The following is a 13,814-nucleotide window of genomic DNA, read 5'->3' on the forward strand; positions in this document are numbered from 1 at the left end:
GGGCGTAGCCGCGGGTGTTGGGCTCTTGGTGGGGTGTGGCGGCGGTGCGGGTGGTGAGGAGCCGTCCGGTGATTCGGCTCGGGAGGCCCGGGGCGCGGTCGAGTCCTATGTGCGGGCGCTGAACGCGCGTGATGCGGACGGGCTGATCAAGGTGGGTGGCGTACCCGATGACTCGCGGGCCCGGCGGGAAGCGCGGCGGATCCTTGCCGAGAGGGGCGGTCGGGAGCTGTCGATCGTCGATGTCGGGGTCACGTTCGACATGGGGCCGGACGTGGGTTCCGCGAAGTTGGAGGCGCGGGAGAAGTCCGGGAAGGGGCTGCGGGACGTCTTCTCCGTGGTGCGGGAGAAGGGCGACTGGCACCTCGTCATCTTCGACGACCGGCCGTCCTCGCCCGGCAAGTCACGGTCGTCGACGGACCAGCGGGGACTGTGACTCGGCTTCGATGCGCGGCGTAGGGCCCGCGGCGTGCGGCGTGCGGGATACGTCTTCTCTGCCTGTGCGCGGCAGCGCCTACGCATAGCCCGTCAGGCGTGCTGCCGACGCGATCGTCGATGCCGCCTCGCGTGCGGTGAGGCCCACGCGGACGGCTGCGTCGGTGAGGGGCGCGGTGAGGGCCTCGCCGAAGCCGTTCTCGTACGCGCGGCATGCCGCCCAGAACAGCCGCGTGTTGCGCTGTCCCGCGTGCGCGGCGAGGACGAACTGGACGAGGCCCTGGCCCTGTTGGGGGTCCGCGGGGGCACCCGCGTGCGCGGGCCGGTGGCGGCGGGGTGACGGGGTGAGCAGGCGCAGGAGCGCGGGCGGGCAGGTGGCCGGCGGGAGGTGGGCGGTGCCGGGGACCACGCTGTAGACGCCGTGTTCGGTACGGGAACCGGGGCCGACCAGGTAGCCGCCCGCGCCGCGGATGTCGATGCCGGGAGCCAGGCGGCCCGCGGAGTTCGGTACGACGGTGTCGGGCGGCCCGGCCAGCCAGATGTGGCGGCCCCCGCTCGGCGTCGCCACGACCACCGTCTCCGGGATCGTGAACAGGTGCCGCAGTGCCAACTCCCGCAGTTCGGCGGGGGCGTCGACGCCCGACTTGGTGTCCAGGTCGATGCCGATCAGGTGGTAGGGCGGCAGCCCGCAGGCGATGCCGTAGCCGGAGGCCCAGGGCGCGGCGGCGAACAGTTCGCGGATGCGTTGGGGGTCGGTCGACGCGTCGTGGACGCCGTGTCCCATGCGGCCGCATTCGCCTCGGCAGGGGGGTGAGTGGTGTGGGGCGGCGTGGCGGCGCGGGTCCCTGTGATGCGGCTCGGCGTGATGCGGGGAGCGCAGCGCCGGGAGCTTCGTCCGGGAGAGCGGGATGACGGCGAGGCCGCGCTCGGCCGCGGTCAGGGCGTGGGCCAGCGCGAGGGTGGCGGTGCGGCGGTCGGCGCGGCCTGCGGAGGGGTGGTCGGCCGGGTGGGGCTCGGGGGCGTGGGATGCGGACGTACAGGGTCCGGAGGTGGGAGGCCCGGAGGTGTGGGACTCGGAGGCACGAGGTGCGGCGGCGTGGGGCGCGGCCGCGTCGGCTTCGGCGGGCTCCGCGCCGTGCTGCTCCGCCGAGCGAGGCGCGGGCTCCGCCGCGCGGCGGGGGATGTGGTCGGCGGCATAGCGGTCTGCGGCATGGCGGTCGATGGGGGCCATGACTTCAGTTTCGTACAAGCGTTCGATGAAGGGAAGGGGGGTGGCCCGGGGTGGCGCGCTGTCCGCGGACGGCGCCCCCTACTTCGGGCGGCTGCCGGAACGCTTCAGCCCGTGCGGCGCCTGGCCTCGGCCACCACCTTGGCGCTGAGCTGCGACTTCGGGGGCGCGAAGCGTGTTTATCGACTTGTCCTCATGCTTGCGGGGGAATCGGGCCTTCCGGACTGGTTCGCCGGGGATTCGGTGGGCAACTCTGATCTCGCGACGTCGTGCAGATGCAAACCGGGACGGTCGGCCAACTGTCCCGGAGCAAGCGCTACTTGAGGCGCATCCGGCTTCCCGCCGGTGCGTAGCTCCCGTTCTGGAGGAATGACATGGCAAGCATCCGTACCGCCCGTGCCCTCGCTGCTGTCGCGGCCCTGCCCCTCGCCGCCGCTCTCTTCTCCGGTGTTGCGATGGCCGACAACGGCTCGTTCGCGGACGACGGATCCAACGCCGGTGTGGCCACGGTCAACGGCAGCGGCGTCGGCGACGACAACAACGGCAACTCGTCCACCACGCAGCAGCAGGCGGTTGGCAACGGCGCCTCGAACCAGAGCAACACGGCTCAGGTGAACGGTTCCGCGTTCACGGCGATCAACCAGGGCAACTCGAACGTCGCCGTCAACTTCAGCGAACTGTGGTGACCTCGGGCCTCGTTGGGGAGTGATCCTCGGGAGGCTGCTCCGTGGGGTGATGTGACACGTTGCGCGGCGGTGCCTCGGGCACCGCCGCGCAGCTGTGTTCGGGGGTGACGGGGGCCTTGACGCCGGTTCGGTTTCTGACGGACAGTCAGAAACTGTTCCCGGTACGAGGCCGTACGAGGCCGTACGAGAAGGAGAGGCCGCCCCCGTGCACCTCGCCCCCACCGAACGCCAGCAGCGTCTGCGCGCCGAACTGCGCGCGTACTTCCGCGAGCTGATGCCCGAGGGCCCGCCCGCGAGCGACGACCCGGCCGGGCAGCGGCGGCTCCTGCGGCACATCGGCGCGGACGGGTACCTCGGCCTCGGCTGGCCCGTCGAGTACGGGGGCCAGGGGCGCGGCGCGGACGAACAGTTCGTGTTCTTCGACGAGGCGTACCGCGCGGGCGCCCCCGTGTCGATGGTCACGCTGAACACCGTCGGCCCGACCCTCATGAAGTACGGGACCGAGGAGCAGAAGGCCACCCTTCTGCCCGGCATCCTGCGCGGCGAAACCGTCTTCGCGATCGGATACAGCGAGCCGTCCGCGGGCACGGATCTGGCCTCTCTGCGGACGCGGGCCGTACGAACGGGAGGCGGGAGGGACGGACGGGGTGCGCATGTCGGGAGTGGTGCAGAGAGCGGGCATGACGCGCGTGTCGAGAGTGGCGCAGGGAGCGAACGTGGCGTGAGCCACGGCTGGCTCATCGACGGCCAGAAGAGCTTCACCTCCAACGCCCACAACGCCGACTGGATCTGGCTCGCCTGCCGCACCGACCCCGAGGCCCCCAAGCACCGGGGCATCTCGATCATCCTCGTGCCGACCGACGCGCCCGGCTTCTCCTGGACGCCGATCGAGACGGTCGGCGGCCAGACCACGACGGCGACGTACTACGACGGCGTACGCGTCCCCGCCGGGAACCTCGTCGGCGAGGAGCACGGCGGCTGGCACCTCATCGCCAACCAGCTCAACCACGAGCGGATCGCGCTCGCGGCGATCGGCATGCAGGCCGAGGACTTCTACGCGGCGGCACGCACGGCCGCGCGTTCACCTGATCCGGTGACTGGCGAGCGCCGGATTGACGCCCCGTGGGTCCGTTTGAAGCTGGCCGAGGCGCATGCGCGGCTCGCGGCAACGCGCCTGCTCAACTGGCGTTTGGTGGGCGATGTGGAGGCTGGCGGTCCGGCCCCGGGGGACGCGAGCGGCGTGAAGTTCATGGGAACCGAATCGGCGGTCGAGGTGTACCGAATATGTCAGGAGATCGCGGGGGACGTGGGGCTCGTGCGGGCCGGTTCGCCCGGCTCCCTGGCACTGGGGACGGCCGGGGACGGGGAGCTGGAGCGGATGAACAGGGCGGCGCAGATCAACACCTTCGGGGGCGGGGTGAGCGAGGTGCAGCGGGAGATCGTGGCGACGATGCGGCTCGGGATGCGGAGGGGGCGGCGATGACGCGCGGGGACGAGGCGGGCGGACCGGGTGGGCCCGGTGGGCCCGGCGGATCGGACGGGCCGCGGGAGCCGGATGAGCTGTACGAGAAGCTGCGGGCGTACGAGGGGCAGGCCGCCGCGGTCGCCGGGCGCGGCAAGGACCCGGTGAACGAGCCGATGATCAGGCACTGGTGCGAGGCGATGGGGGACACCCATCCCGGGTACGGCGGGCCGGAGGCCGTGGCGCCGCCGACCATGCTCCAGGTGTGGACGATGGGCGGCCTCTCCGGGCACAGCGGCCGCTCGGAGGCGTACGACGAGTTGTTCGCCCTGCTCGACGACGCCGGGTACGCGTCGGTGGTGGCGACCGACTGCGAGCAGGAGTATCTGCGTCCGCTGCGCCCCGGGGACGAGATCACCTTCGACGCGGTGATCGAGTCGGTCTCGGAGCGCAAGACGACCAAGCTCGGTACGGGGTACTTCGTGACGACGCGGATGGACGTCCGCGTGGACGGGGAGACGGCGGGGACGCATCGGTTCCGGATCCTCAAGTACGTGCCCGCGCGGCGGCGGCAGATGGGGGCGGGCGGGGCCGGGGCGGAGCGGGCTGCGGGGGCGAAGGGCGCAGCGGGGGCGCGGGGGCCCGGGAAGTCCGCCGGGTCGGCCGGCGCGGCCGTCGCGGGCGGGGCCAGGCGGCCGAGGCCCGTGATCAACAGGGACAACGCGGGGTTCTGGGAGGGGGTGGCCCGGCACCGGCTGCTGATCCAGCGCTGCGGCTCCTGCGCCCGCCTCCGCTTTCCCTGGCTGCCGGGCTGCAACGCCTGCGGTTCGCCCGAGTGGGACACGGTCGAGGCGAGCGGCGAGGGCACGGTCTATTCGTACGTGGTGATGCATCACCCGCCGTTCCCGGCGTTCGTGGTGTCGGAGCAGGCCGCGGACGCGGACGCGGTGCCGTACGCGGTCGTGCTCGTCGAGCTGGCCGAGGGGGTGCGGATCATCAGCCAGGTGGTGGGGGTGGCGCACGACCGGGTGCGGATCGGGATGCCGGTGCGGCTGGAGTTCCGGCGGGTCGACGAGGAGTTGGAGCTGCCGGTGTTCCGGCCGGTCACCACGGACGCGCGTGAGGGTGCCGCGGCTTCGGTCCGGGGGGAGCCCCCGGCCGGGGCGGCCGACTCTGCGCGAGAGGGCGTGCGCTGACATGGACTTCACGCCCACACCGGAACAGGCCGCGGCCCAGGACCTGGCCGCGCGGATCTTCGGGGATCTGTCCACACCGGACCGGCTCGCGGCGGCGGGCAGCGCGTCGGACGCCGAGCTGTGGAAGGCGCTGTGCGCGGCGGGCCTGCCGGGCGCGGTGGAGGAGGTCGGGCTGCTCGGCCTGGTGCAGCTCCTGGAGGAGCAGGGCCGGACGACGGCGCAGGTGCCGTTCGCGGTGAGCTGTGTGTACGGACTGCTCGCGGTGACGGCGCACGGTTCGGCGGACCAGCGGGCGAGGCTGCTGCCGGGGCTGCGGGACGGGACGGAGGTGGCGACGGGGGCGTTCCCCGCGCGTGGTGGTGGTGGGGGCGGGCAGGTGCGGGTCGAGGGCGACAGGCTGAGCGGGACGGTGGCGTGGGTGCCGTGGCTGCGGGACGCGACGGTCGTCCTGGTGGCCGCGGCGGACCGGAGTCTGTGGCTGGTGCGGCCGGCCGACGCGCGGTGCGAGCCGGTCGAGCTGACGGCGCCGTGGCGGGCGGGGAGGCTGGTGCTCGACGGGGTGCGGGGGGAACGGCTGGGGGACACCGGCGCGGCAGCGGTCGCGTACGACGACGTGTTGGCCACCGCCCGTACCGCCTTCGCCGGGCTGCAGGTCGGGGTCTGCGAGGGTTCGCTGACCCGAGCCGTGGCGTACACCAACGAGCGGGAGCAGTTCGGCCGTCCGCTCGCGGCGAAGCAGGCGGTCCAACTCCGTGCGGCGGACGCGTACATGGACACGGAGGCGATCCGCGTCACGGCGTACGAGGCGGCGTGGCGCCGGGACGAGGGCCTGCCGTACGGCACGCACGCGCTGACCGCCGCGTGGTGGGCGTCGGAGGCGGGCCGCCGCGTCGTGCACGCGGGCCAGCATCTGCACGGAGGGGTGGGCGCCGACGTCGAGTTCCCGGTGCACCGGCACTTCCTGTGGGGCCGCCAGTTGGACGCGTACCTGGGTTGCGGCGGCGAAGTCCTCGCCGAACTGGGCGACTTGATCGCGACGGAGGAGTCCGTATGAACACCGAATCCGCCCGATCCGAATCCGCCCGATCCGAATCCGCCCGATCCGAATCCGCCCGATCCGAATCCGCCCGATCCGAATCCGCCCGATCCGAATCCGCCCGATCCGAATCTGCCCCTGCCTCCGCCCGATCGGCATCCGCCCGATCCGCGTCGGCAGCCGCGTCCGCCCGACCGGCGGCCACCCCAGCGCCCCCGCGCCCCGGGGACGCCTTGCCACCCCTGGAGATCCCGATCACCCGCACCCTCATCGTCGCCGGGGCCATCGCCTCGCGGGACTACCAGGACGTGCACCACGACGCGGAGCTGGCCGAGGAGAAGGGTTCCCCGGACATCTTCATGAACATCCTCACGACGAACGGCCTGGTGGGGCGGTACATGACGGACTGCTTCGGCCCCGAGGCCACGCTCCGGAAGGTGGCGATCAGGCTGGGGGCGCCCAACTACCCGGGGGACACGATGACGTTGACAGGGACGGTCGAGCGGGTCGAGGCCGAGGGGGAGCTGGCGTCGGTCACCGTCGGCGTCGTGGGCGCCAACGGCATCGGCAAGCACGTGACCGGCACCGTCACGGTGACGGTGCCCGCCGGGCCGTCGGGGACGGCGGACGTACGGGTCGGGGGTGACGCATGAGCGTACGGGCGAAGGACAGCCTCGGCGGAAAGGCGGCCGTCGTCGGGATCGGGGCGACGGAGTTCTCCAAGGACTCCGGGCGCAGCGAGCTGAAGCTGGCCGTGGAGGCGGTGCGGTCGGCGCTCGACGACGCGGGCCTGCGCCCGGCCGACGTCGACGGCCTGGTGACGTTCACGATGGACACCAGCCCGGAGATCACGGTGGCGCAGGCGGCGGGGATGGGCGACCTGTCCTTCTTCTCCCGCGTGCACTACGGCGGCGGCGCGGCCTGCGCCACCGTGCAGCAGGCGGCGCTCGCGGTGGCGAGCGGGGTGGCCGAAGTCGTCGTGTGCTACCGGGCGTTCAACGAGCGGTCGGGCCGCCGCTTCGGCTCCGGGGTGCAGCACCGGGAGCCGTCGGCGGAGGGCGCGGCGCTCGGCTGGTCGCTGCCGTTCGGGCTGCTCACGCCCGCGTCGTGGGTGGCGATGGCGGCCCAGCGCTATCTGCACACGTACGGCCTGACGCCGGAGGCCTTCGGCCACGTGGCGGTCACCGACCGGAAGTACGCGGCGACGAACCCGGCGGCGTACTTCCACGGCAGACCCATCACGCTGGCGGACCACGCGGCCTCGCGGTGGATCGTCGAGCCGCTGCGGCTCCTGGACTGCTGCCAGGAGACGGACGGCGGGCAGGCGATCGTCGTGACGAGCGCCGAGCGGGCCCGTGACCTGCCGCACCCGCCCGCCATGATCGCCGCCGCGGCCCAGGGGGCGGGCCGCGCGCAGGAGCAGATGACGAGCTTCTACCGCGACGACCTCACCGGCCTGCCCGAAATGGGCGTGGTGGCACGGCAGTTGTGGCGCACGTCGGGGATCGGGCCACAGGAGGTGGATGTGGGGATCCTGTACGACCACTTCACGCCGTTCGTGCTGATGCAACTGGAGGAGTTCGGGTTCTGCGAGCCGGGGGAGGCGGCGGAGTTCGTGGCGAAGGAGCGGCTGCCGCTGAACACCCACGGCGGTCAGCTCGGCGAGGCGTATCTGCACGGGATGAACGGCGTGGCCGAGGCCGTCCGGCAACTGCGCGGCACGGCGGTGAACCAGATACCCGGCGCCGCGCGCACCCTCGTCACGGCGGGCACCGGTGTCCCCACATCGGGGCTGATTCTGACGGCGGACGGCTGAACGCGGCGCGTCTCCCCCGCTCGGCGGCGGCCCCGGCCCGTTCACTCGCTGCATGCGCCATCGAAAGAAGCTCCTGGGAATCGTGCTCGGCCTGGCCATGGCGACGCTGGCCATGGACACGGAGGGCTCCGCCGCGACGGCCACGGCCACGAAGACAGCGACGCCCACGATCGCGCCGCCGGGCGGGCCGCCCCCGGGCCCCGACCCCGGCCTGGTGCGCGCCGCCGCCGCGGGCCGGGTCGGTGGCCACTTCTACGGCCGCGCCTTCGACACCTGCCAGGCACCGTCCGCCGACACCATGCGGCGCTGGCAGGACTCGGACTACGGGGCGGTCGGGGTGTACTTCGGCGGCCGCGGCCGGGCCTGCCCGAACCAGCGGCACCTGAGCCGGGACTGGCTGCGGTCGGTGGACGGGATGGGCTGGGGGGTGCTGCCGCTGTACGTCGGGTCGCAGTCGCCGTGCGTCGTGGCACAGAACAAGCAGCACGTCCGCATCGGCCGGAACCCCGCGCGGCAGGGTGCCCGGGAGGGCGCGGACGCGGTCGGCAAGGCCCAGGACCTGGGCATCGCGCCGGACAGCCCGCTCTACCTGGACATGGAGTCGTACCGTCAGGACAACCGCGCGTGCGCCCGCGACACCCTCGCGTTCGTCCGCGCCTGGAATCGCGAAGTGCGCGGCCAGGGCTACGTACCGGGCTTCTACAGCAGCGCGAACTCCGGCGTACGGCACATGGACGAGGCTCGGCGGCAGGGGGTGGAGGACCTGCCGGAGGTGATGTGGTTCGCGCGTTGGAACATCGAGCCCGATCTGTACGGCGAGCCCGCGCTCGGGCGGGACTCCTGGCTGCCCAACCGGCGGATCCACCAGTACGCGGGCAACGTCACCGAGCGGCACGGCGGGCGCACGATCACGATCGACCGCAACCTTGTGGACGCCCCGGTGGCCACACTGGGCTAAGGGTTCCCTCCGGGACCAGGGGCCCACCCCGTCGCACCGAGCCGGACCCGCGTCCGCCTGGCCGCGGAGACCGGGCCCGTTCCCGCGCGCCCACCGTCCGCCGGGCGCGTACGCCCCCGGCCCCGAACCCCTGCCGCCAGGCGGTTTCGTACACCTCAGGGTTGAACCCGCAGGGGTCGGCCCCACCTCCTCCACCTTCAGGAGGTGGGGCAGGCTCCCCTCGTACAACCTGAGGCGGACAAGGCTTCGGGACCTGCGGCCGATCCGCTGCTGTAGGGGTCGCTTCTAGCGTGGAGCCATGACCGCATCCATGGTGACCGTGTGCACCAGCGCATCGAAGGCCGCGACGCGGACCACGAGTCCTTCCGCCTACCCGTCGTTCGCCTCCTACGTCCGGGCCCGCCAGCTTGTGCTGCTGCGGACCGCCCGGTCGCTTACGGCGAACCCGAGCGATGCCGAGGACCTGCTGCAGACGGCGCTGACCAAGACGTATGTGGCCTGGGACCGGATCGAGGACCACCGGGCGCTCGACGGCTATGTCCGCCGGGCGCTCCTGAACACCCGCACCTCGCAGTGGCGCAAGCGCAAGGTCGACGAGTTCGCCTGCGACGAGCTGCCCGAACCGGAGACCGTGCCCGCCGGTGACCCGGCCGAGCAGCAGGCGCTGCACGACGCGATGTGGCGCGCGATCATGAAACTGCCCGCGCGGCAGCGGGCGATGGTCGTCCTGCGGTACTACGAGGACCTGAGCGAGGCCCAGACGGCCGAGGTGCTCGGGGTCTCCATCGGTACGGTGAAGAGCGCGGTGTCGCGTGCGCTCGGCAAGCTCCGTGAGGACCCGGAGCTGACGCCGGTTCGCTGAGCGTCCGGTGCCACCGGGCGTCGGCGTGCCGAGCGTCGGCCCGCCGAGTGTGTGCTCCGCCGGGCACGCGCTCCGCCGAGGCCGCCCCCGCCGAGCCCGTTGCCGTCGAGCCCGCCCCCTGCCGAGCGTGCGCTCCGCCGAGCGTCGCTCCGTGCCACCGGCCCGGGGCCGACGAGGACCCGCTGCACGTCATCCGCTCCATCGCGGTCATTTTCTCTCCATGTGCTCCCGCGGTAGTGACATACCGTGCGGTATGCGGCAAGAATCTGGGGCTACTGCCAGGTAGAGCGCCGGGAACACCCGGTCGCCTGTGCCGCGCCCACCAGGAGGACGCCGTGCTGAGCACCATGCAGGACGTACCGCTGACTGTGACTCGCATCCTCGACCACGGGACGACCGTGCACGGGGATTCGCAGGTCGTCACGTGGACCGGTGACGGTGCTCCGCAGCGCCGGACCTTCCGGGACGTCGGCGCCCGCACCGCCCGGCTCGCCCACGCCCTGCGCGACGACCTCGGCGTCCAGGAGGACGAGCGGGTCGCGACGTTCATGTGGAACAACGCCGAACACGTCGAGGCGTACTTCGCCGTCCCCTGCATGGGTGCCGTCCTCCACACCCTCAACCTGCGCCTGCCCGCCGACCAGCTCACGTGGATCGTCGGCCACGCCGCCGACCGCGTGATCATCATCAACGGTTCGCTGCTGGGCCTCATCGCGCCGCTCCTCGACCGCATGCCGACCGTCGAGCACCTGGTCGTCTCCGGCCCCGGCGACCGTTCCCTCCTCGACGGCGCCCGCGTCCGCGTGCACGACTACGAGGAGCTCATCGCGGGCAAGCCCACCGCCTACGACTGGCCCGAGCTGGACGAACGCCGCGCCGCCGCCATGTGCTACACCTCCGGCACCACCGGCGACCCCAAGGGCGTCGTCTACTCCCACCGCTCCATCTACCTGCACTCCATGCAGGTCAACATGTCCCAGTCCATGGGCCTCACCGACGCCGACCTCACCCTCGTCGTCGTACCGCAGTTCCACGTCAACGCCTGGGGCCTGCCGCACGCCACCTTCATGACCGGCGTCAGCATGCTGATGCCGGACCGCTTCCTGCAGCCCGCGCCGCTCGCCGAGATGATCGAGTCCGAGCGGCCCACGCACGCCGCCGCCGTGCCCACCATCTGGCAGGGCCTGCTCGCCGAACTCACCGCCAAGCCCCGCGACGTCAGCTGTCTCACTCAGGTCACCATCGGCGGCGCCGCCTGTCCGCCCTCGCTGATGGAGGCCTTCGACCGCCTCGGCGTCCGCGTCTGCCACGCCTGGGGCATGACCGAGACCTCCCCGCTCGGCACGGTCTCGCGCCCGCCCGCCCACGCCATCGGCACCGACGCGGAGTTCGCCTACCGCCTCACCCAGGGCCGCTTCCCCGCCGGTGTCGAGGGCCGCCTGGTCGGCCCCGACGGCACCCGGCTGCCCTGGGACGGCGAGTCCGCGGGCGAGCTGGAGGTGCGCGGCCCCTGGATCGCCGGTTCCTACTACGGCGGGGCGGGCGGCGAGTCCCTCAGGCCCGAGGACAAGTTCAGCTCCGACGGCTGGCTGAAGACCGGCGACGTCGGTGTCATCAGCGCCGACGGCTTCCTGACCCTCACCGACCGCGCGAAGGACGTCATCAAGTCCGGCGGCGAGTGGATCTCGTCCGTCGACCTGGAGAACGCGCTGATGTCCCACCCGGACGTCGCCGAGGCCGCGGTCGTCGCCGTCCCCGACACCAAGTGGGGCGAACGCCCGCTCGCCACCGTCGTCCTCAAGGAGGACGCCACCGCCGACTACGCCGCCCTGCGCGACTTCCTCGCCACCCGCGTCGCCAAGTGGCAGCTCCCGGAGCGCTGGGCGATCGTCCCGGCCGTCCCCAAGACCAGCGTCGGCAAGTTCGACAAGAAGGTGCTGCGCAGGCAGTACGCGGCGGGCGAGCTGGATGTGACCCAGCTCTGACCCGCACCTCGCCGCTCTGACGCGCGGTACGGCGCCGGCTGCCCCGCGGGCGTGGCTCGCGGGGCAGCAGCCGTACTCTCCGGCACGACCCCTCACCGCCGTACTCTCCGGCGCGACCCCTCACCGCCGCGCCCGCAGCGACGTCACCCCCCACCCCACCGCCAGGCAGCCCCCGGCCACCGCGCACACCCCGTTCCAGCCCCAGTGTGTGAACGCCGTGCCCGCGAGGGCCGAGGCCATGGCGCCGCCCGCGAAACCCGCCACCACATAGGCGGTGTTGGCGACCGCCGGGGCGGACGTGGTGGTCAGGGCCAGCGTCTGGTTGGCTATGTGGCTCGCGACGAGCGCCGCGTGGACGGCGACCGCCGCCGCGCACAGGGCCCACAGCCGCTCGCCGCCCAGCCAGAACAGCGGCACCGACACCGCCGCGAGCCCGTACGCCGAAGCCACCACCTTGGCCACGCCGAACCGGTCCACGAGGCCGCCCGCGACCGGCGCCACGAGGCTCGCCGCCAGGCCGAAGAGCCCGAACAGCCCGGCCGCGCCGGTCGTCATGCCGTACCCGCCGTCGCCCTCGCCGGTGAGCAGCAGCGCGAGGGAGGTCCACAGCGCGCTCCAGGCGCCGTACATCCCGCCCTGGCGTATGCAGGCCCGGCGCAGCTCCGGTGACATCCGGACCACGCCCGGGAGTTGGGCGAGACCCGCGAACAGCGGGCCGGTGCGGCGGCTGGTCTCCTTGGGCAGCGCGGCCGCGGAGGCCAGGCCGAGGACCACCGTGAGCACGGCGGCGCCGAGGAAGACGGCACGCCAGCCGAAGGCCTGTCCCGCGAGCGCGCCGAGGACCCGGGCCGCGACCACGCCGGTGAACAACCCGGCTATGAGGGCCGCGACATGGCTGGCCCGCCGATGCGCCGGTGCCCGGGCGGCGACCAGCGGCACGAGCAACTGCGGGACGACCGTCGCGGCGGAGGCGACCAGGACGGCGGCGGCGAGCGCGGTCGCGCCGGAGGCCGTCGCGCCCAGGGCCAGCGCGGCGGCCGTGGCCAGGGACAGCCCCGCGACCAGCCGCCGGCGGTTCACCCGGTCCCCGAGCGGGGCGAAGAACAGCAGCCCGGCCGCGTACCCGAACTGGGCCACCGAGGCGATCCACGCGACGCCCGACGGTGTGGAGCCGAAGTCCCGGGCCATGAGGGGGAGCAGCGGGGCGGCGACGTAGATGTTCGCCGCCGTGACCGCCGTGCAGACGGCTATGAGGACGAGGAAGAGGCGCGGCGGGAGCCCACCGGGGTGCGCCTCGTCCGCGGGTCTCGGGCGGTGCGCATCCTGCCTCGCCGCCGAGGTGCCCGGCAGTGCGTCCGGCAGCGAGTCCGTCCGGGAGGGGGATGGCATGCGTGAGGTCATGGTGGTGGCAGGGCTCCTCTTCGTACCGCCGATGGCACTCGCGTACCGCAGCTGGCAACCAACTGGTTGGTTGTTAAATTCTGCGCCCGCGCTTCGGCGACTGTCAAGCAACCAAACGGTTGGTTAGAAGCGAAAGTCGCTTACGCTGTCCTCATGGCAGTGAGAGACCCCGAGGCCACCAAGGCCCGGATCTTCGACGCGGCGGTCGCGGAGTTCGCCCGGTTCGGCATCGCGGGCGCCCGCATCGACCGCATCGCGAGCGAGGCGAAGGCCAACAAGCAGCTCATCTACGCCTATTACGGCAACAAGGCGGAGCTGTTCGCGCAGGTCCTCGAGAAGAAGATGGTCGATCTGGCCGTCAGCGTCCCCGTCGACGCCGACGACATCGACGGCTGGATGGACCGGCTGATCGACTACCACGCCACCCATCCCGAGGTGCTGCGCCTGCTCTTCTGGGAGGGCATCGAGTACGGCGGCACGGAGGAGTTGCCGCACGAGTACGAACGCCAGGCGCACTACGACAGCAAGGTCGCCGCCTTCGAGGAAGCCCAGGCGCGCGGTGCCGTCACGGCCGCGATCCCGGCGCGCGACATGCTCTTCATGCTGGTCGCGCTGGCCGGTTGGGCCTCCGCGGTGCCGCAGATGCGGCGGGTCCTGGTGGGCGGCGAGGACGAGGACCGCGCACGCCTGCGCGCCTCGGTCCGCGCCGCCGCACGCCGCCTCACGGCGCCCGGGGACTAGCCCGCGGTCGG

At 72.9% G+C, this 13,814-nt stretch carries 13 protein-coding genes; 11 read left to right on the forward strand and 2 right to left on the reverse strand.

Features of this window, described 5'->3' with window-relative positions; translation table 11 throughout:
- Positions 1-271 precede the first annotated feature (271 nt).
- The gene (locus IE274_RS27735; protein WP_190118620.1) at positions 272-433 is read left to right on the forward strand and encodes a hypothetical protein; all 162 of its coding nucleotides are present in this window, start codon (positions 272-274) and stop codon (positions 431-433) included.
- 78 nt (positions 434-511) lie between these two features.
- Here the strand turns inward: IE274_RS27735 and IE274_RS27740 are convergent, their stop codons facing one another.
- Positions 512-1,384: a bifunctional DNA primase/polymerase gene (locus tag IE274_RS27740; RefSeq protein WP_190118677.1), complete on the reverse strand. Its 873-nt coding sequence runs from the start codon at positions 1,382-1,384 to the stop codon at positions 512-514.
- A gap of 650 nt (positions 1,385-2,034) precedes the next feature.
- Between IE274_RS27740 and IE274_RS27745 the strand changes: the two genes are divergently transcribed.
- From IE274_RS27745 to IE274_RS27785, 9 genes are all read left to right on the forward strand, one after another.
- The gene (locus IE274_RS27745; RefSeq protein WP_190118621.1) at positions 2,035-2,346 is read left to right on the forward strand and encodes a hypothetical protein; all 312 of its coding nucleotides are present in this window, start codon (positions 2,035-2,037) and stop codon (positions 2,344-2,346) included.
- 205 nt (positions 2,347-2,551) lie between these two features.
- Complete coding sequence (locus IE274_RS27750) at positions 2,552-3,829, forward strand: acyl-CoA dehydrogenase family protein (protein WP_190118622.1); 1,278 nt, start codon at positions 2,552-2,554, stop codon at positions 3,827-3,829.
- The gene (locus IE274_RS27755; protein ID WP_190118623.1) at positions 3,826-5,004 is read left to right on the forward strand and encodes a bifunctional MaoC family dehydratase N-terminal/OB-fold nucleic acid binding domain-containing protein; all 1,179 of its coding nucleotides are present in this window, start codon (positions 3,826-3,828) and stop codon (positions 5,002-5,004) included. Before IE274_RS27750 ends, IE274_RS27755 begins: the two co-directional genes overlap by 4 nt.
- Position 5,005: 1 nt before the next feature.
- Positions 5,006-6,058 carry an acyl-CoA dehydrogenase family protein gene (locus tag IE274_RS27760; protein WP_190118624.1) on the forward strand — a complete coding sequence of 351 codons (1,053 nt, stop codon included), beginning with the start codon at positions 5,006-5,008 and terminating at the stop codon, positions 6,056-6,058.
- A gap of 215 nt (positions 6,059-6,273) precedes the next feature.
- Positions 6,274-6,693: a MaoC family dehydratase gene (locus tag IE274_RS27765; protein ID WP_190118625.1), complete on the forward strand. Its 420-nt coding sequence runs from the start codon at positions 6,274-6,276 to the stop codon at positions 6,691-6,693.
- The gene (locus IE274_RS27770; RefSeq protein ID WP_190118626.1) at positions 6,690-7,856 is read left to right on the forward strand and encodes a lipid-transfer protein; all 1,167 of its coding nucleotides are present in this window, start codon (positions 6,690-6,692) and stop codon (positions 7,854-7,856) included. Before IE274_RS27765 ends, IE274_RS27770 begins: the two co-directional genes overlap by 4 nt.
- A gap of 52 nt (positions 7,857-7,908) precedes the next feature.
- On the forward strand, positions 7,909-8,814 hold the full coding sequence (locus IE274_RS27775) for a DUF1906 domain-containing protein (protein WP_190118627.1): 906 nt from the start codon (positions 7,909-7,911) through the stop codon (positions 8,812-8,814).
- 298 nt (positions 8,815-9,112) lie between these two features.
- Positions 9,113-9,676: a SigE family RNA polymerase sigma factor gene (locus IE274_RS27780; RefSeq protein ID WP_372446974.1), complete on the forward strand. Its 564-nt coding sequence runs from the start codon at positions 9,113-9,115 to the stop codon at positions 9,674-9,676.
- A gap of 335 nt (positions 9,677-10,011) precedes the next feature.
- Positions 10,012-11,661 carry a long-chain fatty acid--CoA ligase gene (locus IE274_RS27785; RefSeq protein ID WP_190118628.1) on the forward strand — a complete coding sequence of 550 codons (1,650 nt, stop codon included), beginning with the start codon at positions 10,012-10,014 and terminating at the stop codon, positions 11,659-11,661.
- A 120-nt stretch (positions 11,662-11,781) separates the two neighbouring features.
- Here the strand turns inward: IE274_RS27785 and IE274_RS27790 are convergent, their stop codons facing one another.
- Complete coding sequence (locus IE274_RS27790) at positions 11,782-13,050, reverse strand: MFS transporter (RefSeq protein ID WP_190118629.1); 1,269 nt, start codon at positions 13,048-13,050, stop codon at positions 11,782-11,784.
- Positions 13,051-13,215: 165 nt separating this feature from the next.
- On the opposite strand from IE274_RS27790, the gene IE274_RS27795 reads away from it, so the two are divergent.
- Complete coding sequence (locus IE274_RS27795; RefSeq protein WP_190118630.1) at positions 13,216-13,803, forward strand: TetR/AcrR family transcriptional regulator; 588 nt, start codon at positions 13,216-13,218, stop codon at positions 13,801-13,803.
- Positions 13,804-13,814: the final 11 nt, after the last annotated feature.

The sequence above is a fragment of the Streptomyces flavofungini genome, assembly GCF_014650815.1.
Taxonomy (GTDB): Bacteria; Actinomycetota; Actinomycetes; order Streptomycetales; family Streptomycetaceae; genus Streptomyces; species Streptomyces flavofungini.